Genomic DNA, 24,864 nt, shown 5'->3' with positions numbered 1-24,864 from the left:
ATAAACCTGACTTACTTTAGTGTGAGACTCTTGATACTTTCGCTATCTGATCCGAAGATCAGCTCGCTTCCATCAAGCGCCCACACTTATCGGCTGTTAATTTTTAAAGAGCATTTCTGCGAGAAACTTGGAGTTTCTCAGCAGCGCTGCGTTTTCAGCAGCAGAGAAGCGAAATTATGAACCGTGTTTCTCAGTCAGTCAACAACTTTTTGAACTGCTTCGTTGCGACGACTGGGTTCAACTTCGTGCGCGCCGGGGCTCGACAACCGACCCTCCATCACACCGCTTCCCTTCTTCCTCCGCGCCGCGTTTCCGTTAGCGCGAAAGAGGCGTGATTCTAAGCACCTGCCCCGGTCTGCGCAACCCCCTTTGTGAAAATATTTTGAAAAAGCCCCCGTGCGCTGCCGCGCACGGGGGCTTGGGGGGCTCGAGGGACCGAGCGCCGCCCACAATCTCGAGGAAGCCGGCGGTTCTTCGCTCTATATATAAGGCGATGTCACTTGCCGCCAACTGCGGCCTGCAGCCGCTCCATCGGCACTGCATCGGCCATGGCCGTGTAACCCGCGTCACTCGGATGAATGCCGTCGCCACTGTCATACCGGCGCTGCAGCACATTCGGGCGAGCCGGGTCGCGCAGCACCGCGTCGAAGTCCACCACGCCGTCGAACCCGCCGCCGCTCCGGATCCACCGGTTCACCTCGAGTCGGACCGCCTCGCGCCCGGCCGGCAACGCCGCAGGCGTGAGCGTCGCGCCAAAGACCTTCACGCCCTGGTGATGTGCTGCCTCGATCAACCGGCGATAGCCGTCGATCAACGAAGCGGCCGTGACCTGCGTATGCGGGTGGTCGCAATCGAGCCCCGCACGCGACGGCATCGCCGCAAAGTTGATGTCGTTGATGCCGATCAGCACGATCGCCGCCTTCACCCCTGCACGCGAAAGCGCATCGCGCTCGAACCGTGACGCCAGCGACGTGCCGTAGCATGCCGAATCGCTCAGCAGCCGATTGCCGCTGATCCCGAGATTCACGACGCCGAGCGAATCCGAACCTGCCGCGGCCAGCCGGCGCGCCAGCGCATCCGGCCAACGACGGTTGCGGTTCAGGCTCGAGCGTAGCCCGTCGGTGATCGAGTCCCCGATCGCGGCGACACTCGCCCGCGCGGCGCCCGCCTCGACGGCCAGTTCGGTCACCCACGCATACTGAGTAAAGCGCGTGCGGAATGCGCTGGCGCCCGGATCGTTCACATGATCGCCCGGCGCCGATACGTAATTGAGCTGGTTCGACACACGGTGCCACACCGTCATCCGCTGGTTTGCCCCCATCCGCAGACTGATTGCATACGGCTGCCCGGCCGTCACGTCGATCGCCACCGGGTCGCTTTCAAGCTCCTGGCCGGGGGCGAGCGTCACCGACGTCTTGCCGCCGAAGCGGACGGAAGCACCCGCCGCGTCGGCAAGCGCCGCGCCGTCACCGGCGCGCGCGAGACTGGCAGCCTCGATCAACAGCGGCGCGCGAGCGTAGGCGTTGCTGATACGAATCCGCGCGGCATGCCCGGAAACCGTCGGGTAGACGATCTGCCGAACGGTTCGCCCGGCCACGTCGGGCGCGCGGTAGAGCGGCGGCGGCGCAGTCAGGTCGGGAATCGGCTGCAACGCGGTCGCCCACGCGGCGACCCACCCGGCCGGTGCGGCCGAGACCGCGAGCGGCGACATGAAAACGGACGCGCCCAGCACGGTCGCGACGAAACTGCTTCGAAATGACATCGGCGAAATCCTCATCGGAAAGCAGGCATTGTGCCGCAGAAGCCACCCGTCTCACGCGCCACCGCCCTCCCGACCGGCGATCGCGCCCATCGCCCCACGTTTACCCGAGTCCCACTGCAAATCCGCAAGAAATTTATTAACCGACCGGTCGGTTGGTTTATACTTCGCACACATTCAACCGGACGAGATCCTCCGCCATGTACACGCAATCCCTCGACATCCCCGGCAACGTCGCACCGCTCGACGCCGCAGCCGAGTCGCCCGAGCAGGCGCGGTTCGACGCGGTCATGGCCGCGGACGGCAAGATCGAGCCGCAGGACTGGATGCCCGATGCCTATCGCAAGACGCTGGTCCGCCAGATTTCGCAGCACGCGCACTCGGAAGTCGTCGGCATGCTGCCGGAAGGCAACTGGATCTCGCGCGCACCGAGCCTGAAGCGCAAGGCGATCCTGCTCGCGAAAGTCCAGGACGAAGCCGGTCACGGCCTCTATCTATATAGCGCGGCCGAAACGCTCGGCGTATCGCGCGATTCGCTGATCGACGCGCTGCACGCCGGCAAGGCGAAATACTCGAGCATCTTCAACTACCCGACGCCGACCTGGGCCGACGTCGGCGTGATCGGCTGGCTCGTCGACGGCGCCGCGATCATGAATCAGATCCCGCTGTGCCGCTGCACGTACGGCCCGTATGCGCGCGCGATGATCCGCGTGTGCAAGGAAGAGTCGTTCCACCAGCGCCAGGGCTTCGATGCACTGCTGTCGATGATGAAGGGGACCGACGCGCAGCGCGCGATGGTCCAGCAGGCGGTGAACCGCTGGTGGTGGCCGGTGCTGATGATGTTCGGCCCGAGCGACGCCGATTCGGTCCACAGCAACCAGTCCGCGAAATGGGGCATCAAGCGGATCTCGAACGACGACCTGCGGCAGAAGTTCGTCGACGCGACGGTCGATCAGGCGAAGGTGCTCGGCGTGACGCTGCCCGACCCTGACCTGAGATGGAACGAGGCGCGCGGCCACTACGACTACGGCGCGATCGACTGGGATGAATTCTGGCGCGTCGTCAACGGCGACGGCCCGTGCAACAAGGAACGCCTCGCGACGCGCGTGAAGGCGCACGACGACGGTGCGTGGGTGCGCGAAGCCGCGCTCGCGCACGAAGCAAAGCGCCGCGCCCGCGCCAAGCAGCAAGCCGCCTGAGCGGCAACTATCGAATACAGGATTCAGGAGAGAGTGATGAACAAGGAATGGCCGATCTGGGAAGTGTTCGTACGCAGCAAGCAGGGCCTCGACCACAAGCATTGCGGCAGCCTGCACGCGGCCGACGCGTCGATGGCGCTGCGCATGGCGCGCGACGTCTACACGCGCCGCCAGGAAGGCGTGAGCATCTGGGTGGTGCCGTCGTCGGCGATCACCGCGTCGGATCCGGCCGAGAAGGCCGAGTTGTTCGAACCGGCGGGCGACAAGATCTACCGTCACCCGACGTTCTACACGCTGCCCGACGAAGTCAACCACATGTAACGCCCGCGCCATGACGATCACGCCCGAACACCTCTCCTACGTGCTGCGCCTCGCGGACAACGCGCTGATCCTCGGTCAGCGCAACGCCGAATGGTGCGGCCACGGCCCGATCCTCGAGGAAGACATCGCGCTCACCAACATGAGCCTCGACCTCATCGGCCAGGCCCGCATGCTGTATACGCACGCAGCCGACCTCGACCGCCAACTGAACGGCGCGGCGAAGACGGAAGACGACTACGCGTACTTCCGCACCGAGCGCGAGTTCGCGAACTTCACGCTCGCCGAGCTGCCGCACTACGGCCCGATTGCCGGCACCGCGCACGCCGACAAAGACTATGCGGTGACCATCGTGCGCAATTTCCTCTACGCGACGCTGATGCTGCACGTGTGGACGGCGCTCGAGACGTCGACGGACGCGCAACTCGCCGCGATCGCCGCGAAATCGGTGAAGGAAACCCGCTATCACGTGCAGCATGCCCGCGAATGGCTGCTGCGCCTCGGCGACGGCACCGACGAATCGCATCGCCGCGCGCAGGCCGCGCTCGACTACCTGATTCCGTACACGCGCGAATTCTTCGCCGCCGACGCGGTCGACGACGCGATCGCCGCATCCGGCATCGGCCCGGCAGCGGCCACGCTCGAAGCCGCATGGCGCGCGGACGTGGACGATGCGCTCGCGGAAGCGACGCTCACCCTGCCCGCGCCCGTGCAGCATGTGACGACCGGCAAGCAGGGCGAGCACTCGGAGCACATGGGCTACCTGCTCGCGGAAATGCAGAGCCTCGCGCGCCAGCACCCCGGCGCGACCTGGTAACCGGCCGACCCAACGGAGCCCGACGATGTCCGTCCAGACTGCCGCCCCCGCCGACACCGCACCCGCCGCGCACCGCAACGATCCGTTGCTCGCGCGCGCGTGGGACGTGCTCGAAGCCGTGCCCGATCCCGAGATTCCAGTCGTGTCGATCCGTGAGCTCGGCATCCTGCGCGACGTCCGTCGCGCAGACGACGGCCTGCTCGAAGTCGTGATCACGCCGACCTACTCCGGCTGTCCGGCGATGTCGCAGATCGCCGAGGACATCGCCGCGGCGATGCACGCCGCCGACCTGCCGCCGCACCGGATCGAGACGGTGCTCGCGCCCGCATGGACGACCGACTGGATCACGCAGGAAGCGCGCGACAAGCTGCGCGCGTACGGCATCGCGCCGCCCGTCGGCCAGTGCGCCGGCGCCGCGCCGCGGGAAAACGTCGTGCGTTTCGTGCCGCGCCCCGTCGCGGCGCCCGTCTGCCCGCGCTGCGGCTCCGCCCGCACCGAGCGTCTCGCGCAATTCGCGTCCACGGCCTGCAAGGCGTTGTATCGCTGTGTCGACTGCCGCGAACCCTTCGACTACTTCAAACCTTATTGATCATGGCGACCCCGCAATTTCACCCGCTGCGTATCCGCGATGTGCGCCCCGAGACCGCCGACGCCGTTACCGTCTCCTTCGACGTGCCGCCCGAATTGCGCGACGCGTACCGCTTCACGCAGGGCCAGTTCGTCACGCTGAAGACTCACATCGACGGCGAGGAAACGCGCCGCTCGTACTCGATCTGCGTCGGTACGACCGACTACGACCGTGACGGCGAGCTGCGCATCGGCATCAAGCGCGTGCGCGGCGGCCGGTTTTCGAACTTCGCGTTCGATACGCTGAAGCCCGGCCACACCATCGACGTGATGACACCGGACGGTCGCTTCTTCACGCACCTGAACGCCGACCACGGCAAACAGTACGTCGCGTTCTCCGGCGGATCGGGCATCACACCGGTGCTCGCGATCGTGAAGACGACGCTCGAGCTCGAGCCGCGCAGCACGTTCACACTGATCTACGGCAACCGCAGTGTCGACGCGATCATGTTCGCCGAGGAGCTCGAGGACCTGAAGAACCGCTACATGAACCGCTTCGTCCTGTACCACGTGCTGTCGGACGACCAGCAGGACGTCGAGCTGTTCAACGGCGTGCTCGACCAGGCGAAATGCGCGGAATTCCTTGCCACGCTGACGCCGGCCGACGCGATCGACGAAGCATTCATCTGCGGCCCGGCGCCGATGATGGACGCAGCCGAAGCCGCGTTGAAGGCAGCCGGCGTGCCGCCGGCGAAGGTACATGTCGAGCGCTTCGGCACGCCGCTGCCGCAGGCCGGCGCGCCCGTCGTCGAGATCACCGACCAGACGCCGGCCGCCGATCTCGAAATCGTGCTCGACGGCAAGAAGCGCAAGCTGCGCCTGCCGTACGAGGGCGTGAGCCTGCTCGACGTCGGCCTGCGCGCGGGCCTCGCGCTGCCCTATGCGTGCAAGGGCGGCGTGTGCTGCACATGCCGCGCGAAGGTGGTCGAAGGCGAAGTCCGGATGGAGAAGAACTACACGCTCGAGGAACACGAAGTGAAGGACGGCTTCGTGCTCACGTGCCAGTGCCACCCGGTCAGCGACAAGGTCGTCGTGAGCTTCGACGAGCGTTGAGCGGCGTCGCACCGGCGCGGCGCGCCGGTTTCTCGTCGTCACACATCTCGCTTACACTAGGGGCCGCCGGCCGGCTGGACGTCGCAACGTCCGCCCGGCCGGCGGTTTTCTTTTGTTGATGACAGGCCGATGAGTACCATTCACGTGATTCAGGGCGGCACCGCCGCCGCGTCGCTGCGCGAGGCGCTCACGCAAGCCGGACGCGACGAGCGCGTCGTCGGATTGCTCGACGATCTCGCGGTCGGGCCGCTGAAGGGCGCCGACGAGACGCCCGACACGCGCGCCGCCTTCTGGCAGCGCGTGCTCGGTGACCAGATTCCCGACTGGAACGCGGAGATCGAAGGTGAATTCACCCGCCTCGACCAGCTCGCGATGGATACGGACCAGGTGGTCGTCTGGCACGCACCGAGCGTCGGCGACAAGCTGCTGTTGCGCCGCGTCGCCTATCACCTGCGCAACGCGCCGCAGCGGCTGAACGAGGTGCGGTTGTCGGCCGCGGACCTCGACGCCCCGCAGCGCGCGGCGCTGACCCGCACCGACCAGGCCTGCTCGACCGGGATGTTCTCGCCCGCGGCACTCGCTCGCAAACGGCCGGTGGCCGCGCCGATCTCGGTACTGCGCATCGGTCGCCTCGCGCTCGAATGGCAAGAGGCGAAGCACCTGAATGCCGAGCTGCGCTACTGGGTCAGCAACACGATCGAGAGCGGCCATTACGCGGACCTCGACGCGCTGATCGTCGCGCACGCGGAACCCGGCTGGCTGCCCGCGCGACGCGTCGTCGGCGACATCATGGCCAACGCCGACCGCGGCGGGCTGTTCGTCAGCGATTCGATCGCCTGGTGGCGCTGCCGCGAACTCGCGGCTGCCGGCCGGCTCGAGCTGCAGGACGACGCGCCGGCCGCCCTTTCTTCCACGCAGGTGCGCGCGGCAGCCGCGCCTCGCTAACGCTACAACTTTCGCATTCGACCATGGCCCGTACCCGAGCGCCCGACCACGAATCCCAGCGCGAGCAGATCCTCGATCTCGCCGCCGAGAAATTCGCGCAGACGAGCTATCCGAGCACGTCGATGTCCGATCTCGCGACCGCGAGCGGCACGTCGAAGGCACGTCTCTATCACTATTACGAGAGCAAGGAAGCGATCCTGTTCGACCTGCTCGACCGCTACACGAAGCGGTTGATGCTGATCATCGCCGAGGTGGAAGGCGCGAGCCAGCGGCGCGGCCTCAGCGAGCGCGACGCGTTCGCCGAGCTGGTGCGCGCGTTTCTCGCCGAGTACGAGACGTCGCACAGCCGCCATGTCGCGCTGCTCAACGACGTGAAGTATCTCGAGGACGCGCAGCGCGAAATCGTGCTCGACCGCCAGCGCGACATCGTCGCGGCATTCGCGCGTCAGCTCGCGCGCGCCTACCCGGACCGGATCTCGAAGGAAAACCAGACGTCGGTCACGATGATGGTGTTCGGGATGATCAACTGGACGTTCACATGGCTCAAGCCGGGTGGCCGCCTCGGCTACCGCGACTTCGCCGAACAGGTGATCGACCTGATGGAACGCGGGCTGTCGCCCGGTGCGTGATTGCCGCGCAGCAGCATGCGTTGCGCGGCGGGCACACTGCGACAGGCCGCCGCGCATTTCATGTGATGAATTTTAAATCCGTTAAAAATCAAATAGATAGAGAATGAACTAAGTGGATTTAGAATTCCCCCTCAGCACAAATAACGTCAAATACGGGTTTTCCCCAACCCCGCTCAGGTAAAATGCGCTGCATTGCACAAGTTGCTCGTGCAGCTACACACTGAGGAACCCACGATGAACACGCAACTCGACCGCCGTGCCGATGCAGTCGGCCACGCCGGTACTGCGCCGGTTCTCGTCAGGGAACTGGCTTCCAAAGACCGTGAGCAAATGCTCACCCACTTTCTCTCGCTCAACGAAGAGGACCGCCTGCTGCGCTTCGGCCAGATGGTGCCTGACCACGTGATCGAGAACTATGTCCGTACGATCGACTTCGGTCGCGACACGGTGTTCGGCGTGTTCGACCATGCGCTCGAGCTGATCGGCGTCGGCCACCTGGCGTATCTGCCCGCCGAAGGCGACAAGCGTACGGCCGAATTCGGCGTGTCGGTGCTCGAAAGCGCCCGCGGCTGCGGCGTCGGCTCGAAACTGTTCGAGCGCGCTGCGATCCGCAGCCGCAACACCCGCGTGACGATGCTGTACATGCATTGCCTGTCGCGCAACGCGACGATGATGCACATCGCGAAGAAGTCCGGGATGCGCATCGAGTACGCATACGGCGAGGCCGATGCGTACCTGTCGCTGCCACCGGCCGACCACTCGACGATCCTCGCCGAGATGCTGCAGGAGCAGGCCGCGGTATTCGACTACGCGCTCAAGCGCCAGGCGCACCGCACGTCGAAGTTCATCGAATCGCTGATGCCCGCCGCGCTGACGGCATAACATCGGCCGACCGGGCTGCCTCGCGGGGCGCCCGGCTCATCCTTCTTTCTCCCCTTCTCGCACCGCGCTCTAGCGCACCGACCGGATCGGCAACGCCGTCGTCTCCTTGAAGCACTCGAGCGAGAAGCTCGTCTTCACGTCGATCACCGACGGATGGTGCAGCAAATGCTCCTGCACGAAGCGGGAGAAGTGCGCCATGTCCTCGACCTGCACCCGCAGCAGGTAATCCATGTCGCCCGTCATCGCGTGGCACGCCACCACTTCCGGCCAGGTCTGCACGGCCGCGCGGAACAGTTCCGCGTGGGTCGCGCCCGCGCGCGCCGACGTCTCGTCGGCACGGGCCGGCGCCAGGCCGCCGCGCTTCTCGAGCCGCACGCTCACGTATGCGAGCAGGTCGAGCCCCAGCTTCTGCGGATCGAGCAACGCGACGTAGCCGGTGATCACACCGATCTCCTCGAGCCGCCGGATCCGTCGCAGACACGGGCTCGGCGACAGGTTCACGCGCTCGGCGATCTCCTGGTTCGACAAGCGGCCGTTCTCCTGAAGAATCGCGAGAATCCGTCGGTCGATGGCATCCAATTCGGCTTGCGCCATTTTCTGCCCTCCAATGATGGTTCAGAGACTGGAAATTGCGCCATCGTAGGCATGGACGATTAAATTCGCAAGTTTACGCTCGCGGCCGCCCGCTACACTTTGTCGCACGTACCGATTCGTTGCGCACGCCGACGCGTGCGCCGCGTTCGACATCGAACCGGGCCGCGCGCGCACGTCGCGCCGGCCGATCGCCCCGCACAGGAGACACGACATGCAGATCCCCCAATGGGACAACCCCGTCGGCACCGACGGCTTCGAATTCATCGAATACACCGCTCCGGATCCGAAAGCGCTCGGACAACTGTTCGAACGGATGGGTTTCACCGCGATCGCGCGCCATCGCCACAAGGACGTGACGGTCTACCGCCAGGGCGACATCAACTTCATCATCAACGCCGAACCCGATTCGTTCGCGCAACGCTTCGCACGCCTGCACGGCCCGTCGATCTGCGCGATCGCGTTCCGCGTGCAGGACGCCGCGAAGGCGTACAAGCACGCGCTCGAGCTCGGCGCGTGGGGCTTCGACAACAAGACGGGCCCGATGGAGCTGAACATCCCGGCGATCAAGGGCATCGGCGATTCGCTGATCTACTTCGTCGACCGCTGGCGCGGCAAGAACGGCGCGCAGCCGGGCGCGATCGGTGACATCAGCATCTACGACGTCGACTTCGAGCCGATCGCCGGCGCGAACCCGAACCCCGTCGGCCACGGCCTCACCTACATCGACCACCTGACGCACAACGTGCATCGCGGCCGCATGCAGGAATGGGCCGAGTTCTACGAGCGCCTGTTCAACTTCCGCGAAGTGCGGTATTTCGACATCGAAGGCAAGGTGACCGGCGTGAAGTCGAAGGCGATGACGTCGCCGTGCGGCAAGATCCGGATCCCGATCAACGAGGAAGGCTCGGACACGGCCGGCCAGATTCAGGAATACCTCGACGCGTACCACGGCGAAGGCATCCAGCACATCGCGCTCGGCACGAACGACATCTACGGCGCGGTCGACGGCCTGCGCGGCAAGGGCGTGAAGTTGCTCGACACGATCGACACGTATTACGAGCTGGTCGACCGCCGCGTGCCGAACCACGGCGAATCGCTGGACGAACTGAAGAAGCGCAAGATCCTGATCGACGGTGCCCGCGACGACCTGCTGCTGCAGATCTTCACCGAGAACCAGATCGGCCCGATCTTCTTCGAGATCATCCAGCGCAAGGGCAATCAGGGCTTCGGCGAAGGCAACTTCAAGGCGCTGTTCGAATCGATCGAACTCGACCAGATCCGCCGCGGCGTGGTCCAGGACAAGGCCTGACGCAGCCGGCCGCCCGGCACCCGACAGCCGGGCGCCGAGCGAGCCTCGGCGGCACATGAAAAAAGGGCGGGAATCCTGCGATTCCCGCCCTTTCGTCTTTTGCATGGTTTCGGCGCGGCCCGGCGCCGCGCGAACAGATCAACGCACGTTCGCCTTCGACACGACGCGCGCGGCTGCCGGTTGCGCGTCGGCAGCCTGCGCCGGCGCGATCTGACGCATCTGCGCGCCGGCTGCCGCCAGTGCGCTCGCGCCTTGCGCGTGCACCGGGCCGGTCATCGCGAAAAACGCGGCGGACACGATCAGGAAACTCTGGATATGACGTGTGTTCATTGCACCTCCTTTAAAACTGCCGGCGCCTCCCCGGTTGCGTCGAGACAGGCCGACGCGGCCGGGCACCTCCGGCAGGCCGACAAGATTAACGGCATTTGTACGAAGATGGGACCGGCTTTACATGCTTTTACATGATGTAACGCATTGCGGCGCGCCGTTTCGTCGATGCGCCGAGGCCAACCGGCCGGTGAGCGACGGGTTTATCCCAGTGCTACCATCGCTTAAAACCGGCCAATATGCCGGCCACTGCCGAGACGTTCACAAGACGTCGACGCAATTGAAGCTTTGGTGATCCCAAACTGGGTGGAGGAGACAGTTCAATGAATGCCCCGCTAGACGCAGGCCAACGCGCGTCGCTTGAAGCCGCGCTGAAGTCCGTCACGCTTGACGACAAATACACGCTCGAACGCGGCCGCGCGTACATGAGCGGCATTCAGGCGCTCGTGCGCCTGCCGATGCTCCAGCAGGAACGCGACCGCGCCGCCGGCCTCAACACGGCCGGCTTCATCTCCGGTTATCGCGGCTCGCCGCTCGGCGGCCTCGATCTCTCGCTCTGGAAGGCCAAGCAGCACCTCGCGGCCCACCAGATCGTCTTTCAGCCCGGTCTCAACGAAGATCTCGCCGCCACCGCCGTGTGGGGCTCGCAGCAGGTGAACCTGTATCCCGGCGCGAAGCACGACGGCGTGTTCGGCATGTGGTACGGCAAGGGCCCGGGCGTCGACCGCACCGGCGACGTCTTCAAGCACGCGAACTCGGCCGGCTCGTCGCAGCACGGCGGCGTGCTGGTGTTGGCCGGCGACGACCACGCGGCGAAATCGTCGACGCTCGCTCACCAGTCCGAACACATCTTCAAGGCCTGCGGGCTGCCGGTGCTGTTTCCGTCCAATGTGCAGGAATATCTCGACTTCGGCCTGCACGGCTGGGCGATGAGCCGCTACTCGGGCCTGTGGGTCGCGCTCAAGTGCGTGACGGACGTGGTCGAATCGTCGGCATCGGTCGACATCGACCCGCATCGCACCGAGATCGTGCTGCCGACCGACTTCATCCTGCCGGAAGGCGGCCTGAACATCCGCTGGCCGGACCCGCCGCTCGTCCAGGAAGCGCGGCTGCTCGACTACAAGTGGTACGCGGCGCTCGCGTACGTGCGCGCGAACAAGCTCGACCGCATCGAGATCGACTCGCCGAATGCGCGCTTCGGGATCATGACGGGCGGCAAGGCGTACCTCGACGTGCGCCAGGCGCTGACGGACCTCGGCCTCGACGACGAAACCTGCGCGCGGATCGGCATCCGCCTGTACAAGGTCGGCTGCGTGTGGCCGCTAGAGGCCCAGGGCGCGCAGGCGTTCGCGCGCGGCCTCGACGAAATCCTCGTCGTCGAGGAAAAGCGCCAGATCCTCGAATACGCGATCAAGGAAGAACTGTACAACTGGCCCGATGCGCAGCGCCCGCGCGTGTTCGGCAAGTTCGACGAGAAGGACGGCGCCGGCGGGGAATGGTCGGTACCGATGGGCAACTGGCTGCTGCCCGCGCACTACGAACTGTCGCCCGCGATCATCGCGAAGGCGATCGCGACGCGCCTCGAGAAGTTCGAGCTGCCGTCCGACGTGCGCGCGCGCATCGCCGCGCGGCTCGCGGTGATCAACGCGAAGGAAATGGCGCTCGCGAAGCCGCACGTGCAGACCGAGCGCAAGCCGTGGTTCTGCTCGGGCTGCCCGCACAACACGTCGACCAACGTGCCGGAAGGCTCGCGCGCGATCGCCGGGATCGGCTGCCACTACATGACGGTCTGGATGGACCGCAACACGAGCACCTTCAGCCAGATGGGCGGCGAAGGCGTGCCGTGGATCGGCCAGGCGCCGTTCACGGACGAGAAGCACGTATTCGCGAACCTCGGCGACGGCACCTATTTCCACTCGGGCCTGCTCGCGGTGCGCGCGGCGATCTCGTCGAAGGCGAACATCACCTACAAGATCCTCTACAACGACGCGGTCGCGATGACGGGCGGCCAGCCGGTCGACGGCGTGCTGACGGTGCCGCAGATCACGCACCAGCTCGCGTCCGAGGGCGCGAAGAAGATCGTGATCGTCACCGATGAACCGGAGAAGTACGACAGCCAGAAGGCGCTCCTAGCGCCAGGCGTGACGATCCATCACCGCGACCAGCTCGACGACGTGCAGCGCGAGCTGCGCGAGATCGAAGGCACGACGATTCTGATCTACGACCAGACCTGCGCGACCGAGAAGCGCCGCCGACGCAAGCGCGGCACGTATCCGGATCTGGCGAAGCGCGTCGTGATCAACGACGCTGTGTGCGAAGGCTGCGGCGACTGCTCGGTGCAGTCGAACTGCCTGTCGGTCGAGCCGCTTGAAACCGAATTCGGCACGAAGCGCCAGATCAACCAGTCGAGCTGCAACAAGGACTTCTCGTGCGTGAAGGGCTTCTGCCCGAGCTTCGTCACGGTCGAAGGCGGCCAGCTGAAGAAGCCCAAGGCCGTGTCGGTGGACGGCGGTGCGCTGCCGCCGATTCCGGAGCCGACGCTGCCGGCGATCGACCGTGCCTACGGCGTGCTCGTCACGGGTGTGGGCGGCACGGGCGTCGTCACGATCGGCGCGCTGCTCGGGATGGCCGCGCACCTGGAGAACAAGGGCGTGACCGTGCTCGACGTCACGGGCCTCGCGCAGAAGGGCGGCGCCGTGATGAGCCACGTGCAGATCTCGCACGCGCCGACCGACATCCACGCGACGCGGATCGCGATGGGCGAAGCCGACCTCGTGATCGGCTGCGACGCGATCGTCACGGCTGGCGACGAATGCACGTCGCGCATGCGGCACGACACGACGCGCGTGGTCGTCAACAGTGCGCAGACGCCGACCGCCGAGTTCATCAAGAATCCGAACTGGGCGTTCCCGGGCCTGTCCGCGGAAAACGACATCCGCGCGGCGGCGGGTGAAGCCGTCGACTTCATCGACGCGAACCGCTTCGCGGTCGCGCTGCTCGGCGACGCGATCTACACGAACCCGTTCGTGCTCGGCTACGCATGGCAGAAAGGCTGGCTGCCGCTCACGCTTGCGTCGCTCGTCCGTGCGATCGAGCTGAATGCGGTATCGGTCGAGAAGAACCGTGCGGCATTCGACTGGGGCCGCCGCGCCGCCCACGACCTCGCGAGCGTGAAGCAGGCCGCGGCCGGCGACGCACGCCCGGCGCAAGGCGCCACGGTGATCGCGTTGCACACGAAGAAGGCGGTCGACGCCCTGATCGCGAAGCGCGTGGAATTCCTCACCGCGTACCAGAACGCCGCATACGCAGCACGCTATGCGGCCTTCGTCGACAAGGTGCGGGCAGCCGAGCGTGCGCTGGCAGACGGCGACACGATGCAGGAGCAACTGACCGAAGCGGTCGCGCGCAACCTGTTCAAGCTGATGGCGTACAAGGATGAATACGAAGTCGCGCGGCTGCAGTCCGATCCGGCGTTCCTCGCGCGCCTGTCGTCGCAGTTCGAAGGCGACTGGAAACTGAAGTTCCATCTCGCGCCGCCGCTGTTCGCGAAGACGGACACGCACGGCCATCTCGTGAAGAAGGCGTACGGCCCGTGGATGCTGTCGGCGTTCCGGTTGCTCGCGAAGGCAAAGTTCCTGCGCGGCACGGGCCTCGACCCGTTCGGCCGCACCGAGGAGCGCCGCACCGAGCGCGCACTGATCGGCGAGTACGAAGCGCTGATCGACGAAGTGCTGGCCAGGCTGAACGCGGCCAACCACCCGCTCGCGCTCGAGCTGGCGGCACTGCCGGACGGCATTCGCGGCTACGGCCACGTGAAGGAGAACAACCTGCGCGCGGTACGCCAGAAGTGGAACGCGTTGCTCGCGAAGTGGCGTTCGCCGACGGGCGGGCAGTCGCGCCAGCAGGTCGCGTAACGGCGCGAGGCGGACGTTCGCGGTCGGGACGTCCGCCTCCGCGCGGTGGGCGGTTCACAAAAAAAACGCCACGGAACGCAGGTTCCGTGGCGTTTTTCATTGCGCCGCGCGCGATGCGCGGCACACGCGGGCGCGAACTTACTTCGTGTTCGCGTTCGCGGCGGCCACTGCCGTCATGTTGATGATCCGGCGCACGGTCGCGGCCGGCGTCAGGATGTGGACCGGCTTCGCCGCGCCGAGCAGGAGCGGGCCGACCGTCACGCCTTCGCCGCCGACCATCTTCAGCAGGTTGTACGCGATGTTCGCCGCTTCGACGTTCGGCATGATCAGCAGGTTCGCTTCGCCCGACAGCGTCGTGCCCGGGAATGCGGCCTTGCGGACCGCTTCCGACAGCGCCGCGTCGCCGTGCATTTCGCCGTCGACCTCGAGGTTCGGCGCACGCTCGCTGATCAGCTTGCGGGCTTCGGCCATGCGGCGCGACGACGCCGACGGCGCGCTGCCGAAGTTCGAGTTCGACAGCAGCGCGGCCTTCGGCACGATGCCGAAGCGCTCGATCTCGGCGGCCGCCTGGATTGTCATGTCGGCGAGCTGTTCGGCGCTCGGCAGTTCGTTTACGTACGTGTCGCACAGGAACAGGTTGCGGCCCGGCAGCATCAGCAGGTTCATCGCCGCAAAGTGCTCGGCGCCCTTCGCGCGGCCCAGCACCTGCTCGATGAACTTCAGGTGCGTGTGGTACGTATCGATCATCCCGCAGATCATCCCGTCCGCGTCGCCCAGATGCACGAGCATTGCGCCGATCAGCGTGTTGAACTTGCGCATCGCGGCCTTCGCGACTTCCGGCGTGACGCCGTCGCGCGCGCCGATCTCGTGGTAGGCCTGCCAGTAGCGGTGGTAACGCGTGTCGTCTTCCGGATTCACGATCTCGAAATCGACGCCGGCCTTGAGCTTCGAGCCGATCTTCTGCAATCGCATCTCGATGACCGACGGACGGCCGACGATGATCGGCTTCGCGATCTTTTCCTGCAGCACGAACTGCGCGGCGCGCAGCACGCGCTCGTCCTCGCCCTCGGCGAACACGATGCGCGCCTGCTTCTTCTTCGCGGTCGCGAACACCGGACGCATCACCATGCCGGTGCGGTAGACGGTCGCGCCGAGCTGCTCGCGGTATGCGTCCATGTCCTGGATCGGACGCGTGGCGACGCCCGAATCCATCGCGGCTTGCGCGACGGCCGGCGCGATCTTGATGATCAGGCGCGGATCGAACGGCTTCGGAATCAGGTATTCCGGCCCGAACTCGAGCGAGTGGCCTTCATACGCCTTTGCGACTTCCTCGCTCTGGTCGGTCTCCTCGGCCAGCTCGGCGATCGCGCGCACGCACGCGAGCTTCATTTCTTCCGTGATCGTCGTCGCACCGACGTCGAGCGCGCCGCGGAAGATGAACGGGAAGCACAGCACGTTGTTGACCTGGTTCGGATAGTCCGAACGGCCGGTCGCGACGATCGCGTCCGGGCGCACGGCCTTCGCGTCTTCCGGGCGGATTTCCGGTTCCGGGTTCGCGAGCGCCAGGATCAGCGGGCGGTCGCCCATCGTCTTGACCATGTCCTGCTTCAGCACGCCCGCGCTTGAGCAGCCGAGGAACACGTCGGCGCCGACGATCGCGTCGGCGAGCGTGCGCGCGTCGGTCGCAGCCGCATAGCGCTGCTTCGACGGGTCGAGGTTGCCGCGCCCTTCGTAGATCACGCCCTTCGAGTCGGCGACGAGGATGTTCGACTTCGTGAGACCCAGGTTCACCAGCAGGTCCAGACACGCGATCGCCGCCGCGCCCGCGCCCGAGCACACGAGCTTCACTTCGGACAACTTCTTGCCGACCACCTTCAGGCCGTTCAGGATCGCGGCCGACGCGATGATCGCGGTGCCATGCTGGTCGTCGTGGAAGACGGGAATCTTCATGCGCTCGCGCAGCTTCTGCTCGATGTAGAAGCATTCCGGCGCCTTGATGTCCTCGAGGTTGATGCCGCCGAGCGTCGGCTCGAGCATCGCGATCGCCTCGACGAGCTTGTCGGGGTCGGATTCCGACAGTTCGATGTCGAACACGTCGATGCCCGCGAACTTCTTGAACAGGCAGCCCTTGCCTTCCATCACCGGCTTCGCGGCCAGCGGGCCGATGTTGCCGAGGCCCAGCACGGCCGTGCCGTTCGTGATGACGCCGACGAGGTTGCCGCGCGACGTGTACTTCTGCGCGTCGAGCGGATCGGCGTGGATCGCCTCGCACGCGGCGGCGACGCCCGGCGAATACGCGAGCGACAGATCGAGCTGGTTCGACAGCGGCTTGGTCGGGGTGACCGAAATCTTGCCGGGTTTCGGGTTCAGGTGATAAGCGAGAGCGGCCTGCTTCAGTTGTTCGTCCATGATTGACCTGCGAGAGACATGCGAAATTTTTGACGGTTCAGTACACAGCACCTTGGGCCGCGTCTACTTGAATCGAAGGGGTGGTCGACTGCGAGACGGCACGCAGCGCGCCGGGTCGGCACGCCATCGAACCTTGGCGGGTGGCAAGAGGAAAGTACAAAGTACTGAACGATTTCTAAGGGTCGCCTAGTGTACACCCCGCGCATGACGCATGTTGGTGCAGCGCCGCATCCTTTGCATCAGCGCGCGAGCGGTCCGGCCCCGTTTGTTTCGCCGGTGGTGAGCCAAGCGGCGAACCCGCGCGAATTCCGCCGAAAACCGGCCTGATTCGGGTAAAATAGCCGGCTACGCGCGCAGCGATGCGATTGGCCCTCCGATCGCGCCCCGGCCCCTCGGGCAGGTTCCCCTTGCTGCGCCATGGGGCCCGCGCCCGCTCTTCGCTCATCACCCAAGGAATGCCCATGACAGGCTACGATCGTCAGTCGATCTCGGATACGACCGCCAAAATCCTGCTCGAAGTACAGGCAGTGCACTTCAATGCAGAAAAACCGTTCATCTTCACGTCCGGCTGGGCAAGCCCCGTCTACATCGACTGCCGCAAGCTGATCTCGTATCCGCGCGTGCGCCGTGCGCTGATGGAAATGGCGGAAACGACGATCATGCGCGACGTCGGCTTCGAGCAGATCGACTCGGTGGCGGGCGGCGAGACGGCCGGCATCCCGTTCGCGGCATGGCTCGCGGACCGGATGATGGTGCCGATGCAGTACGTTCGCAAGAAGCCGAAGGGTTTCGGCCGCAACGCGCAGATCGAAGGCCATCTGGAAGAAGGCTCGCGCGTCCTGCTCGTGGAAGACCTGACGACCGACAGCCGCAGCAAGATCAACTTCGTCAACGCGCTGCGCACCGCGGGCGCGACGGTGAATCACTGCTTCGTGCTGTTCCACTACAACATCTTCAAGGAAAGCGTGTCGGTCCTGAAGGACATCGACGTCGACCTGCACGCGCTGGCGACCTGGTGGGACGTGCTGCGCGTCGCGAAGGCCTCGGGCTACTTCGAGACCAAGACGCTCGACGAAGTCGAGAAGTTCCTGCACGCGCCGGCCGAATGGTCGGCCGCGCACGGCGGCGCGACGGCGCCGAAGGAGTAATGCCGGGCCGGCACGCAGCCGGCACCCTGGCCGAACGAGCCGCTCGCCTGATCGCGAGCGGCTTTTTTTTCGTCCACCGATCCGCACCGAGGCCGGCCCGCATCGCGCATCGAACCCTAATGCTAGACTTGATCCATCGTCGCCATCAGCTGCGCGGGCAACGCACAACGCCAACAATGCCGGGAGCATCGGTCCGGCCCACGTGACGGGAGAAGCGCCATATGCGTGTGGATCGCCGGATCACTTCGCCTGCGTCCCCGGGTCGTCCTTCGCCGTTCATCGCCGCCCTTGCCTGCGCCGCCGCGTGCGTCGCGTTCGCCGTCCTGCCCGCGCGGGCGGAAGGCCCGTTCACCGTGTCGAGCAACGACCTGACGGCCGGCGGCCGCGTCGGCGCCGCGAACGTGTTCGACCGAGGCGACTGCAAGGGCGCCAATCGTTCGCCGCAACTGAGCTGGCGCAACCCGCCCCCCGGCACGCAGGGCTACGCGATCACGATCTTCGATCCGGATGCGCCGGGGCACGGCTGGTGGCACTGGGCCGTCGCCGGCATCCCGGCAAGCGTCACGAGCCTGCCGGCCGACGCGAGCGCGTCGGGCCTCCTGCGCCGCATCGGCGCGAGCGAGGCGCGCAACGACTTCGGGATCGACGGCTACGGCGGCCCGTGCCCGCCCCCCGGCAAGCCGCACCGCTACGTCATCACCGTCTATGCGCTGAAGGGCACGGACCTGCGCGTCGCGCAAGGACGCCCCGCACCGATGTTCGAGCACGAGATCGGCACGCTGACGATCGGCACCGCGCGGCTCACGGTCACTTACGGCCAGTGAGCGCTCACGCGCCGCCGCCTGCCCCGTTGCGCGTGTCTCCGGCCTCCCTCTCCCGCGCCCGCGAATTTCCCCGCCTCGCCTGCGCGCTTTTCCCCCGTCATTTCGACTTGCTAGACTCGGCGTCACCGGTCGCGGCATCCCGCCGCGCATCCGTCGCGCCGCCCGACCGCGGCGCGTGACGCGGCAGGCCGCGACGCCCGCCGTTTCGTCCCCTTCCGGAGAACGCTTCATGTCGAACATCGTCATCGTCTATCACAGCGGCTACGGTCACACACAGAAACTGGCCGACGCCGTCCACGCAGGCGCGCAGGACGCCGGCGCCACCGCACGCCTGATCGCCGTCGGCGAACTCGACGACGCGGGCTGGGCCGCGCTCGACGCGGCGGACGCGATCGTCTTCGGCGCGCCGACCTACATGGGCGGCCCGTCCGCGCAGTTCAAGCAGTTCGCCGATGCCACGTCGAAACCGTGGTTCACGCAGAAATGGAAGGACAAGATCGCCGCGGGCTTCACGAACTCCGCGACGATGAACGGCGACAAGTTCTCGACCATTCAGTATTTCGTCACACTGGCGATGCAGCATGGGATGGTGTGGGTCGGCACGGGCATGATGCCGGCCAACTCGAAGGCGGCCACCCGCAACGACATCAACTACGTCGGCGGCTTCACGGGCCTGCTCGCGCAGTCGCCAGCGGACGCGACGCCCGACGAGGGCCCGCTGCCGGGCGATCTCGAGACCGCGAAGGCGTTCGGCCGGCGCGTCGCCGAGGCGACCGCCCGCTGGCTGGCCGGCGGACGCTGAACGCGGCGGCACGCACGCCCGGTCGCGCCGCCGGTGACGCGGCAATGCCGCGCAGGCGCGCGAGAGCGGTACAAGACGGCCCGCGGGCCGTCTTTTTTTCGCCCCGTGCGGTGCAGGCCCGCCGGATGAGGTCTTAAAATGGCGGTTTCAGGGCGCCGCGGCTCCCGTTTCATTCAGCGAGAACGAAATGAGCACCAAAGTTTTTGTCGACGGCCAGGAAGGTACGACCGGCCTCAAGATCTTCGAATACCTGTCGGCGCGCAACGACATCGAGATCCTGCGCATCGATGAAGCGAAGCGCAAGGACGTCGACGAGCGCCGCCGCCTGATCAACGCATCGGACGTCACGTTCCTGTGCCTGCCGGACGTCGCGTCGCGCGAATCGGCATCGCTGGTCGAGAACCCGAACACGACGCTGATCGACGCGAGCACCGCGTTCCGCACGAACGCCGACTGGGCGTACGGCCTGCCGGAACTGACGCGCGCGCAGCGCGAGAAGATTCGCACGTCGAAGCGCATCGCCGTGCCGGGCTGCCATGCATCGGCGTTCGTGCTCGCGATGCGTCCGCTCGTGGACGCCGGCATCGTCGCGCCGACCTTCGCCGCGCACAGCTACTCGATCACCGGCTACAGCGGCGGCGGCAAGTCGATGATTGCCGAATACGAGAACGCGGCGCCGGGCGGCAAGCTCGCGAGCCCGCGTCCGTACGCGCTCGCGCTTGCGCACAAGCACCTGCCGGAAATGGCCGCGCACACGGGCCTCGCGCACGCACCGATCTTCACGCCGATCGTCGGCCCGTTCCTGAAGGGCCTTGCCGTGACGACCTACTTCTCGCCCGAACAGCTCGCGAAGCGCGCGACGCCGCAGGACGTGCAGCGCGTGTTCGCCGAGTACTACGCGGACGAACCGTTCGTGCGCGTCGCGCCGTTCAACGCGGATGCGAACCTCGACAGCGGCTTCTTTGACGTGCAGGCGAACAACGACACGAACCGCGTCGACCTGTTCGTGTTCGGCAACGAAGAGCGCTTCGTCACGGTCGCGCGCCTCGACAACCTGGGCAAGGGCGCATCGGGCGCCGCGATCCAGTGCATGAACCTCAACATCGGCGCCGCCGAGGATGCAGGCCTCAAACGCTGATTGCGCTTGCATGCGATGCAAAGCCGGCCGCTGGCCGGCTTTTTATTTTCCCGTATCAGGCAATCAATAAAATCCGGTTCGCGCATTTACAAATATTTACAAGCTTTCCATTGCGCGATTACCGATGAATTAATTACCCCAATTTTCTCCAGTCAATCCCGAATAGGGATAAACCGGATACCGCCGCTTTAAACGCTGCCGTTATACGCGTGAGGGCCTCGAGAGCCCTGCGTGCGTGGCAGCCACCCCACTTCGGCAGCACTCTAGCACCCTTCACGCGTTTTAATTCTTACTGAAATCCCGATCCTGCAAGGATTCATCGCGCGCACGCTGTTTCAATCGTCTTTTTTAGACGAGTTCATCAATTGACAGCAAAAATCCAGACAGCGACATTAGCTCGCACAATTAAACGATTGGAGACAGCGGCATGTCGCACGCCTTATCGAAGGGGGTGGCAACGGCCTTTGCCATCGCCCCTTTCCTGATTGCCTGTGGTGGAGGGGACGGCGGCGCGCCCGCGCCGATCGAGGCACCCCAATGTTCCGGATCGAGTTGCGGCACGCAAGGGCCGCCGCCGTCGCAGCCCATAAACGGCGCGCTGTGCCCGGCCGACGCCGACATCGTCAAGAGCACGTACCTCGGCGGCGCCGGTAGCGGCGAGATCGTCAGCGTCAACATCGACGCGGTCGCGATGACCTACACGCTCAAGTGGCTCGAGTCGCCGATTCCGCTCGCGACCGGCACGGTCACGCCGAGCCGCGCCGGCACCACGATCACCGGCAAGGTCGTCCACCCGCCGACCGGCACGCTGCCGACCGCGGAACAGACGCGCTGCGCGTTCGTGCTCACGCCGGGTTCGGGCACGGCACCGAACGGCTCGACCTACTCGACGGCCGCCGACTTCAACCAGGCGAACCCGCCGATGCTGCTGGTCGGCATGGGCGTGGCCGGCGGCGGCATCCCCGGCGCGACGGTTCAGTACGACGGGCTGACGATCATCCCGGGCGTGATCCAGAACGTCGGCCAGGTGCCGAACCGCCACTTCGACTTCTATCCGTTCCTCGGCTTCGCGAACACGACGACCGACCTCACGAAGCTGCCGGGCACGTACAACGCGCTGATCTACCACCTCGTGCCGTCGAGCAACTACGCGACGAAGGGCACGAATTCGAGCGAGACGTTCGACGCGAATGGCGCATGCACGTCGACGAATGCCGGCGGCTGCCAGACGACCGGCGATCCATGGACAGTGAACGCGACCGGCGGCTACCTCAACAGCGCGAAGGCGCCGCAGATCCTGCCGCAAACGCAGCTGCCGCTGATCGGCGCAACCGGCAAGTCGGCCACCGCGCACATGGTGATCGGCCAGCTCAACGGCGCGACCGTGCCGGTGGTCGTGCGCACGGGCAACGTGAACCTCGGCACGCCGCCGCTGCATGCCGACGCGCAGGTCGACGACGAATCGGGCATCGCGGTGCTCGGCGCGGCGAGCGCGATCCAGTCGGGCGCGATCGACGGCGGCTACGCGGGCGCCGATTCGAACTTCAAGTACACGGCCGCACTGATCCGCGGCAGCAACGCGTCGTTCATCAACCCGACCACGCAGGCAGAGGAAGACGCCTTCACGCTCGACTACGGCCAGGGAACGCCGGGCCTGCTCAACACGACGACGACGCCGGCAAGCGGCGCGACCTATCCGTCCGCATCGGGCGTGGTGATCGCGACGGGCGGCCTGTACGCGGCGCTCATCCAGGGCGCGGTGAATGGCGGCGTCACGTCGACGTCGGCGAACTCGAGCACGTCGTCGACACCGTACTTCGGCGTGGGCGCACAGATCAGCAAGTAACGATCGGGGACGCGGCGGCGCTCGATACGCCGCCGCGGGATGCAGGGAAGGCACGAAACGACGGCGCCCGGCACGGCGCAGGCAGCACGAGCACAAGCACAAGCAACAGAAGCGGTCGACAGGGAGCCGGCCGCCTGACAAGACAAATCTGGAGGAGCAACATGAAGCGCAACCTCGTTCTGGCGGCGGCCCTTGCCGCCCCCCTTCTTTCCGCGTGCGGTGGCGGCAGCGACAATCCGCCTCCGCTCGTCGAAGACCGGCTCTGCCCCGCGACGCTCGACTACAGCACCGTGTTTACCGGCGGCGCGGGCAGCGGCGAACTGGCCAAGGTCCAGCTCGATACGACCAAGATGACCTGGCAGGTCACCTATGTCGAATCGGCGGTTCCGCAGAAGACCGGCACCGTCACGCCGACCCGCGCGGGCACCGTCGACAGCGGCACGCTCACGCAGGAAACGCTGCTGCCGACCAACAAGCTGAACCAGTGCGCGTTCCGGCTGAATGGCGCGAGCCTCGATGCGTCGCGCCCGGCGCGCATCTTCGTCGGCTTCGGCGTGGCGGGCGGCACGATTCCCGGCAAGGAGATCCAGTTCGACGGCGTGCTCGGCCAGGCCGCGGTGCCCGACACGAAATTCCCGTACTACCCGTTCATCGGCTTCTCGTCGATCGAAACCGACATCACGAAGGTCGCGGGCACGTACAGCCATATCGGCTTCGGCGAAGTGCCGTCGCAGAAATTCGCGCCGGCGTCGATCGACGCCAAGGTGACGATCAACGCGGACGGCACGTGGACCAAGTGCGACACGACCGGCCAGTTCGCCGGCGGCGCGTGCATGCAGCAGGGCACGAACTTCGTGCAGTCGGCCGACGGCAGCGGCGCGTTCCAGAGCAACAACTACCAGAGCCAGCTGAAGCCGACGCTGTCGGCGACGCCGCAGGGCAAGGGCTTCATGATCGTCGGCAAGCTGCGCAACCAGCTGGTGCCGATCCTCGTGCGCACGGGCGTCGCGAACCCGAACCCGACGCCCGACAGCAACGGCGTGCCCGGCCTGACCGCCGACGACGAATCGAGCATCTCGATCCTCTCGCCGCAGACCGCGATCGCGGCCGGCTCGCAGAACGGCGAATACATCGGCGTCGACAGCCAGTTCGACTACCGGACCACCGCGCTGATCAACAACCAGGCCACGCTGCTCGATCCGTTCCAGCCGTCGCAGGCATCGCTCGCGACCGCGCTCGACCTGGACTACACGCAGAAGGTGCCTGGCACGGTCACGACGATCCACACGGGTTCGGGCAGCACGTCGCCGACCGGCAAGTTCATCTTCACGGGTGGCGTGTTCGGTTTCCTCGACAACGCGGGTTCGACGCCGTATTTCACGATCGGCGCGTTCGTCCAGTAAGCGGAGGCAAGCCGTGATGAAGAGGACCCTTCTTTGCGCGGCGGCCGGCGCCGCCGCGCTGGCGCCGCTCGCGGCGCACGCGCAGAGCGCCGGCAGCAACGTCGTCACGCTGGGCTGGTTCCACGTGATGCCGCAGCAAAGCAGCACGCCGATGACGACCAACGTCGCGCCGACGCCGATCAATACGCCGCTGCGGCTGCCGCCGTCGTTCACGTCGCCGGGCACCGGGCTGCGTACGAGCGGTGCCGATACGGTCGGCCTGACGGTCAGCCACTTCCTGACCGACCACATCGCGGTCACGTCGGTGGCAGGCGTGCCGCCGGTGTTCAAGGTGTCGGGCCAGGGCACGATCAAGCCGCCCGGCCCGGCCGGCGCGCTCGGCACGCAGAACATCGGGCTGGCGTCGGTGAACCCGATCGTGAAGAGCGTGCGGCAGTGGAGCCCGGCCGTGCTGCTGCAGTACTACTTCGGACAGGCGACCGCGAAGTTCCGGCCGTTCCTCGGCCTCGGCGTGTCGTACAACTGGTTCAGCGACCTGCAGCTCAACACGAACTTCATCAAGCAGACGCAGGACAACCTCGGCGCGATTCTCGCGGCGGGCGCGGGCAAGCCGGGTACGACATCGGTGGAGGCGAAGGCGTCGTCGTCGTGGCAGCCGGTGTTCAACGCGGGCCTGCAGTACAACATGACGGAGCATTTCGGGCTGATCGCGTCGGTGACGTACATCCCGCTGAAGACGACGTCGACGGTGACGATCAAGGCGGCCGACGGCACGGTGCTCGCCGAGTCGAAATCGGACCTGAAAGCCGACCCGATCATCAGCTATGTCGGGATGACCTACAAGTTCTGACGCCGACAACGGAGGACGGACAGAGGACGAATGGATGGCCCGCGCAAAAAACGCGGGCAAAAAAAAGCCCG

At 66.1% G+C, this 24,864-nt stretch carries 22 protein-coding genes; 18 read left to right on the top strand and 4 right to left on the bottom strand.

Annotated features, from left to right (window positions below; translation table 11 throughout):
- Positions 1–180, top strand: a 180-nt coding sequence (locus LGM71_RS32965; protein ID WP_226118683.1) for a hypothetical protein, incomplete at its 5' end; no start/stop codon positions are given.
- 316 nt (positions 181–496) lie between these two features.
- Here LGM71_RS32965 and LGM71_RS32960 read toward each other — a convergent pair.
- Entirely contained in the window at positions 497–1,762 is a 1,266-nt protein-coding gene (locus tag LGM71_RS32960; RefSeq protein WP_226118682.1) for an SGNH/GDSL hydrolase family protein, read from the bottom strand.
- A gap of 197 nt (positions 1,763–1,959) precedes the next feature.
- On the opposite strand from LGM71_RS32960, the gene paaA reads away from it, so the two are divergent.
- From paaA to LGM71_RS32920, 8 genes are all read left to right on the top strand, one after another.
- Positions 1,960–2,958 carry a 1,2-phenylacetyl-CoA epoxidase subunit PaaA gene (paaA, locus tag LGM71_RS32955; protein WP_226118681.1) on the top strand — a complete coding sequence of 333 codons (999 nt, stop codon included), beginning with the start codon at positions 1,960–1,962 and terminating at the stop codon, positions 2,956–2,958.
- Between the two features lie 36 nt (positions 2,959–2,994).
- Positions 2,995–3,279 carry a 1,2-phenylacetyl-CoA epoxidase subunit PaaB gene (gene paaB / locus LGM71_RS32950; RefSeq protein WP_006752453.1) on the top strand — a complete coding sequence of 95 codons (285 nt, stop codon included), beginning with the start codon at positions 2,995–2,997 and terminating at the stop codon, positions 3,277–3,279.
- Positions 3,280–3,289: 10 nt separating this feature from the next.
- Entirely contained in the window at positions 3,290–4,093 is an 804-nt protein-coding gene (gene paaC / locus LGM71_RS32945) for a 1,2-phenylacetyl-CoA epoxidase subunit PaaC (protein ID WP_124905727.1), read from the top strand.
- Positions 4,094–4,118: 25 nt separating this feature from the next.
- Positions 4,119–4,682: a 1,2-phenylacetyl-CoA epoxidase subunit PaaD gene (gene paaD / locus LGM71_RS32940; protein WP_226118680.1), complete on the top strand. Its 564-nt coding sequence runs from the start codon at positions 4,119–4,121 to the stop codon at positions 4,680–4,682.
- Positions 4,683–4,684: 2 nt separating this feature from the next.
- Complete coding sequence (paaE, locus tag LGM71_RS32935; protein WP_059608509.1) at positions 4,685–5,773, top strand: 1,2-phenylacetyl-CoA epoxidase subunit PaaE; 1,089 nt, start codon at positions 4,685–4,687, stop codon at positions 5,771–5,773.
- A 129-nt stretch (positions 5,774–5,902) separates the two neighbouring features.
- Complete coding sequence (locus LGM71_RS32930; protein WP_226118679.1) at positions 5,903–6,718, top strand: DUF1835 domain-containing protein; 816 nt, start codon at positions 5,903–5,905, stop codon at positions 6,716–6,718.
- Positions 6,719–6,741: 23 nt separating this feature from the next.
- Positions 6,742–7,347, top strand: coding sequence for a TetR/AcrR family transcriptional regulator (locus LGM71_RS32925; RefSeq protein WP_006757885.1), 606 nt, complete (start codon positions 6,742–6,744; stop codon positions 7,345–7,347).
- 234 nt (positions 7,348–7,581) lie between these two features.
- Complete coding sequence (locus LGM71_RS32920) at positions 7,582–8,229, top strand: GNAT family N-acetyltransferase (RefSeq protein WP_151050630.1); 648 nt, start codon at positions 7,582–7,584, stop codon at positions 8,227–8,229.
- 69 nt (positions 8,230–8,298) lie between these two features.
- On the opposite strand, the gene LGM71_RS32915 is transcribed toward LGM71_RS32920, so the two are convergent.
- A complete protein-coding gene (locus LGM71_RS32915; RefSeq protein WP_059608511.1) occupies positions 8,299–8,823 on the bottom strand; it encodes an Lrp/AsnC family transcriptional regulator in 525 nt (174 codons plus the stop codon).
- 211 nt (positions 8,824–9,034) lie between these two features.
- On the opposite strand from LGM71_RS32915, the gene hppD reads away from it, so the two are divergent.
- A complete protein-coding gene (hppD, locus tag LGM71_RS32910) occupies positions 9,035–10,132 on the top strand; it encodes a 4-hydroxyphenylpyruvate dioxygenase (RefSeq protein ID WP_124628530.1) in 1,098 nt (365 codons plus the stop codon).
- Between the two features lie 138 nt (positions 10,133–10,270).
- Here hppD and LGM71_RS32905 read toward each other — a convergent pair whose 3' ends face one another.
- Positions 10,271–10,462, bottom strand: coding sequence for a hypothetical protein (locus LGM71_RS32905; RefSeq protein WP_124905731.1), 192 nt, complete (start codon positions 10,460–10,462; stop codon positions 10,271–10,273).
- A 320-nt stretch (positions 10,463–10,782) separates the two neighbouring features.
- Here LGM71_RS32905 and LGM71_RS32900 point away from each other — a divergent pair, with 320 nt between their 5' ends.
- Entirely contained in the window at positions 10,783–14,373 is a 3,591-nt protein-coding gene (locus tag LGM71_RS32900; protein ID WP_226118678.1) for an indolepyruvate ferredoxin oxidoreductase family protein, read from the top strand.
- Positions 14,374–14,511: 138 nt separating this feature from the next.
- Here the strand turns inward: LGM71_RS32900 and LGM71_RS32895 are convergent, their stop codons facing one another.
- Positions 14,512–16,782, bottom strand: coding sequence for an NADP-dependent malic enzyme (locus LGM71_RS32895; RefSeq protein WP_174910392.1), 2,271 nt, complete (start codon positions 16,780–16,782; stop codon positions 14,512–14,514).
- A 461-nt stretch (positions 16,783–17,243) separates the two neighbouring features.
- On the opposite strand from LGM71_RS32895, the gene LGM71_RS32890 reads away from it, so the two are divergent.
- The 7 genes from LGM71_RS32890 to LGM71_RS32860 all read left to right on the top strand — a co-directional run bounded on the left by LGM71_RS32890 (position 17,244) and on the right by LGM71_RS32860 (position 24,793).
- Complete coding sequence (locus LGM71_RS32890; RefSeq protein ID WP_006752465.1) at positions 17,244–17,930, top strand: orotate phosphoribosyltransferase; 687 nt, start codon at positions 17,244–17,246, stop codon at positions 17,928–17,930.
- A 221-nt stretch (positions 17,931–18,151) separates the two neighbouring features.
- Positions 18,152–18,754 (top strand): YbhB/YbcL family Raf kinase inhibitor-like protein, encoded by a 603-nt coding sequence (locus tag LGM71_RS32885; RefSeq protein WP_059608516.1) that lies wholly within the window; start codon positions 18,152–18,154, stop codon positions 18,752–18,754.
- A 229-nt stretch (positions 18,755–18,983) separates the two neighbouring features.
- Positions 18,984–19,556 (top strand): flavodoxin family protein, encoded by a 573-nt coding sequence (locus tag LGM71_RS32880; RefSeq protein ID WP_044846329.1) that lies wholly within the window; start codon positions 18,984–18,986, stop codon positions 19,554–19,556.
- A gap of 187 nt (positions 19,557–19,743) precedes the next feature.
- A complete protein-coding gene (argC, locus tag LGM71_RS32875; RefSeq protein WP_059682880.1) occupies positions 19,744–20,694 on the top strand; it encodes an N-acetyl-gamma-glutamyl-phosphate reductase in 951 nt (316 codons plus the stop codon).
- Positions 20,695–21,121: 427 nt separating this feature from the next.
- Positions 21,122–22,540: a DUF2957 domain-containing protein gene (locus LGM71_RS32870; RefSeq protein ID WP_226118676.1), complete on the top strand. Its 1,419-nt coding sequence runs from the start codon at positions 21,122–21,124 to the stop codon at positions 22,538–22,540.
- A 161-nt stretch (positions 22,541–22,701) separates the two neighbouring features.
- Positions 22,702–23,943 (top strand): DUF2957 domain-containing protein, encoded by a 1,242-nt coding sequence (locus LGM71_RS32865; protein WP_124628543.1) that lies wholly within the window; start codon positions 22,702–22,704, stop codon positions 23,941–23,943.
- Between the two features lie 16 nt (positions 23,944–23,959).
- Complete coding sequence (locus LGM71_RS32860) at positions 23,960–24,793, top strand: OmpW/AlkL family protein (RefSeq protein WP_226118674.1); 834 nt, start codon at positions 23,960–23,962, stop codon at positions 24,791–24,793.
- Positions 24,794–24,864: the final 71 nt, after the last annotated feature.

The organism is Burkholderia sp. AU33545 (genome assembly GCF_020419685.1).
Classification (GTDB): domain Bacteria; phylum Pseudomonadota; class Gammaproteobacteria; order Burkholderiales; family Burkholderiaceae; genus Burkholderia; species Burkholderia diffusa.
The sequence above is the reverse complement of the archived record's forward strand: the minus strand, read 5'-3'. Positions and strand labels throughout refer to the sequence as shown.

Bases quoted from the DNA above. Each gene is read 5' to 3' on its own strand.
- LGM71_RS32930 (WP_226118679.1), top strand. From the start codon at position 5,903: ATGAGTACCATTCACGTGATTCAGGGCGGCACCGCCGCCGCGTCGCTG.
- LGM71_RS32920 (WP_151050630.1), top strand. From the start codon at position 7,582: ATGAACACGCAACTCGACCGCCGTGCCGATGCAGTCGGCCACGCCGGT.
- hppD (WP_124628530.1), top strand. From the start codon at position 9,035: ATGCAGATCCCCCAATGGGACAACCCCGTCGGCACCGACGGCTTCGAA.
- LGM71_RS32880 (WP_044846329.1), top strand. From the start codon at position 18,984: ATGTCGAACATCGTCATCGTCTATCACAGCGGCTACGGTCACACACAG.
- paaC (WP_124905727.1), top strand. From the start codon at position 3,290: ATGACGATCACGCCCGAACACCTCTCCTACGTGCTGCGCCTCGCGGAC.
- paaD (WP_226118680.1), top strand. From the start codon at position 4,119: ATGTCCGTCCAGACTGCCGCCCCCGCCGACACCGCACCCGCCGCGCAC.
- paaB (WP_006752453.1), top strand. From the start codon at position 2,995: ATGAACAAGGAATGGCCGATCTGGGAAGTGTTCGTACGCAGCAAGCAG.
- LGM71_RS32890 (WP_006752465.1), top strand. From the start codon at position 17,244: ATGACAGGCTACGATCGTCAGTCGATCTCGGATACGACCGCCAAAATC.
- LGM71_RS32915 (WP_059608511.1), bottom strand. From the start codon at position 8,823: ATGGCGCAAGCCGAATTGGATGCCATCGACCGACGGATTCTCGCGATT.
- LGM71_RS32860 (WP_226118674.1), top strand. From the start codon at position 23,960: ATGAAGAGGACCCTTCTTTGCGCGGCGGCCGGCGCCGCCGCGCTGGCG.
- LGM71_RS32925 (WP_006757885.1), top strand. From the start codon at position 6,742: ATGGCCCGTACCCGAGCGCCCGACCACGAATCCCAGCGCGAGCAGATC.
- LGM71_RS32885 (WP_059608516.1), top strand. From the start codon at position 18,152: ATGCGTGTGGATCGCCGGATCACTTCGCCTGCGTCCCCGGGTCGTCCT.
- paaE (WP_059608509.1), top strand. From the start codon at position 4,685: ATGGCGACCCCGCAATTTCACCCGCTGCGTATCCGCGATGTGCGCCCC.
- LGM71_RS32900 (WP_226118678.1), top strand. From the start codon at position 10,783: ATGAATGCCCCGCTAGACGCAGGCCAACGCGCGTCGCTTGAAGCCGCG.
- paaA (WP_226118681.1), top strand. From the start codon at position 1,960: ATGTACACGCAATCCCTCGACATCCCCGGCAACGTCGCACCGCTCGAC.
- argC (WP_059682880.1), top strand. From the start codon at position 19,744: ATGAGCACCAAAGTTTTTGTCGACGGCCAGGAAGGTACGACCGGCCTC.
- LGM71_RS32870 (WP_226118676.1), top strand. From the start codon at position 21,122: ATGTCGCACGCCTTATCGAAGGGGGTGGCAACGGCCTTTGCCATCGCC.
- LGM71_RS32865 (WP_124628543.1), top strand. From the start codon at position 22,702: ATGAAGCGCAACCTCGTTCTGGCGGCGGCCCTTGCCGCCCCCCTTCTT.
- LGM71_RS32895 (WP_174910392.1), bottom strand. From the start codon at position 16,782: ATGGACGAACAACTGAAGCAGGCCGCTCTCGCTTATCACCTGAACCCG.
- LGM71_RS32905 (WP_124905731.1), bottom strand. From the start codon at position 10,462: ATGAACACACGTCATATCCAGAGTTTCCTGATCGTGTCCGCCGCGTTT.
- LGM71_RS32960 (WP_226118682.1), bottom strand. From the start codon at position 1,762: ATGTCATTTCGAAGCAGTTTCGTCGCGACCGTGCTGGGCGCGTCCGTT.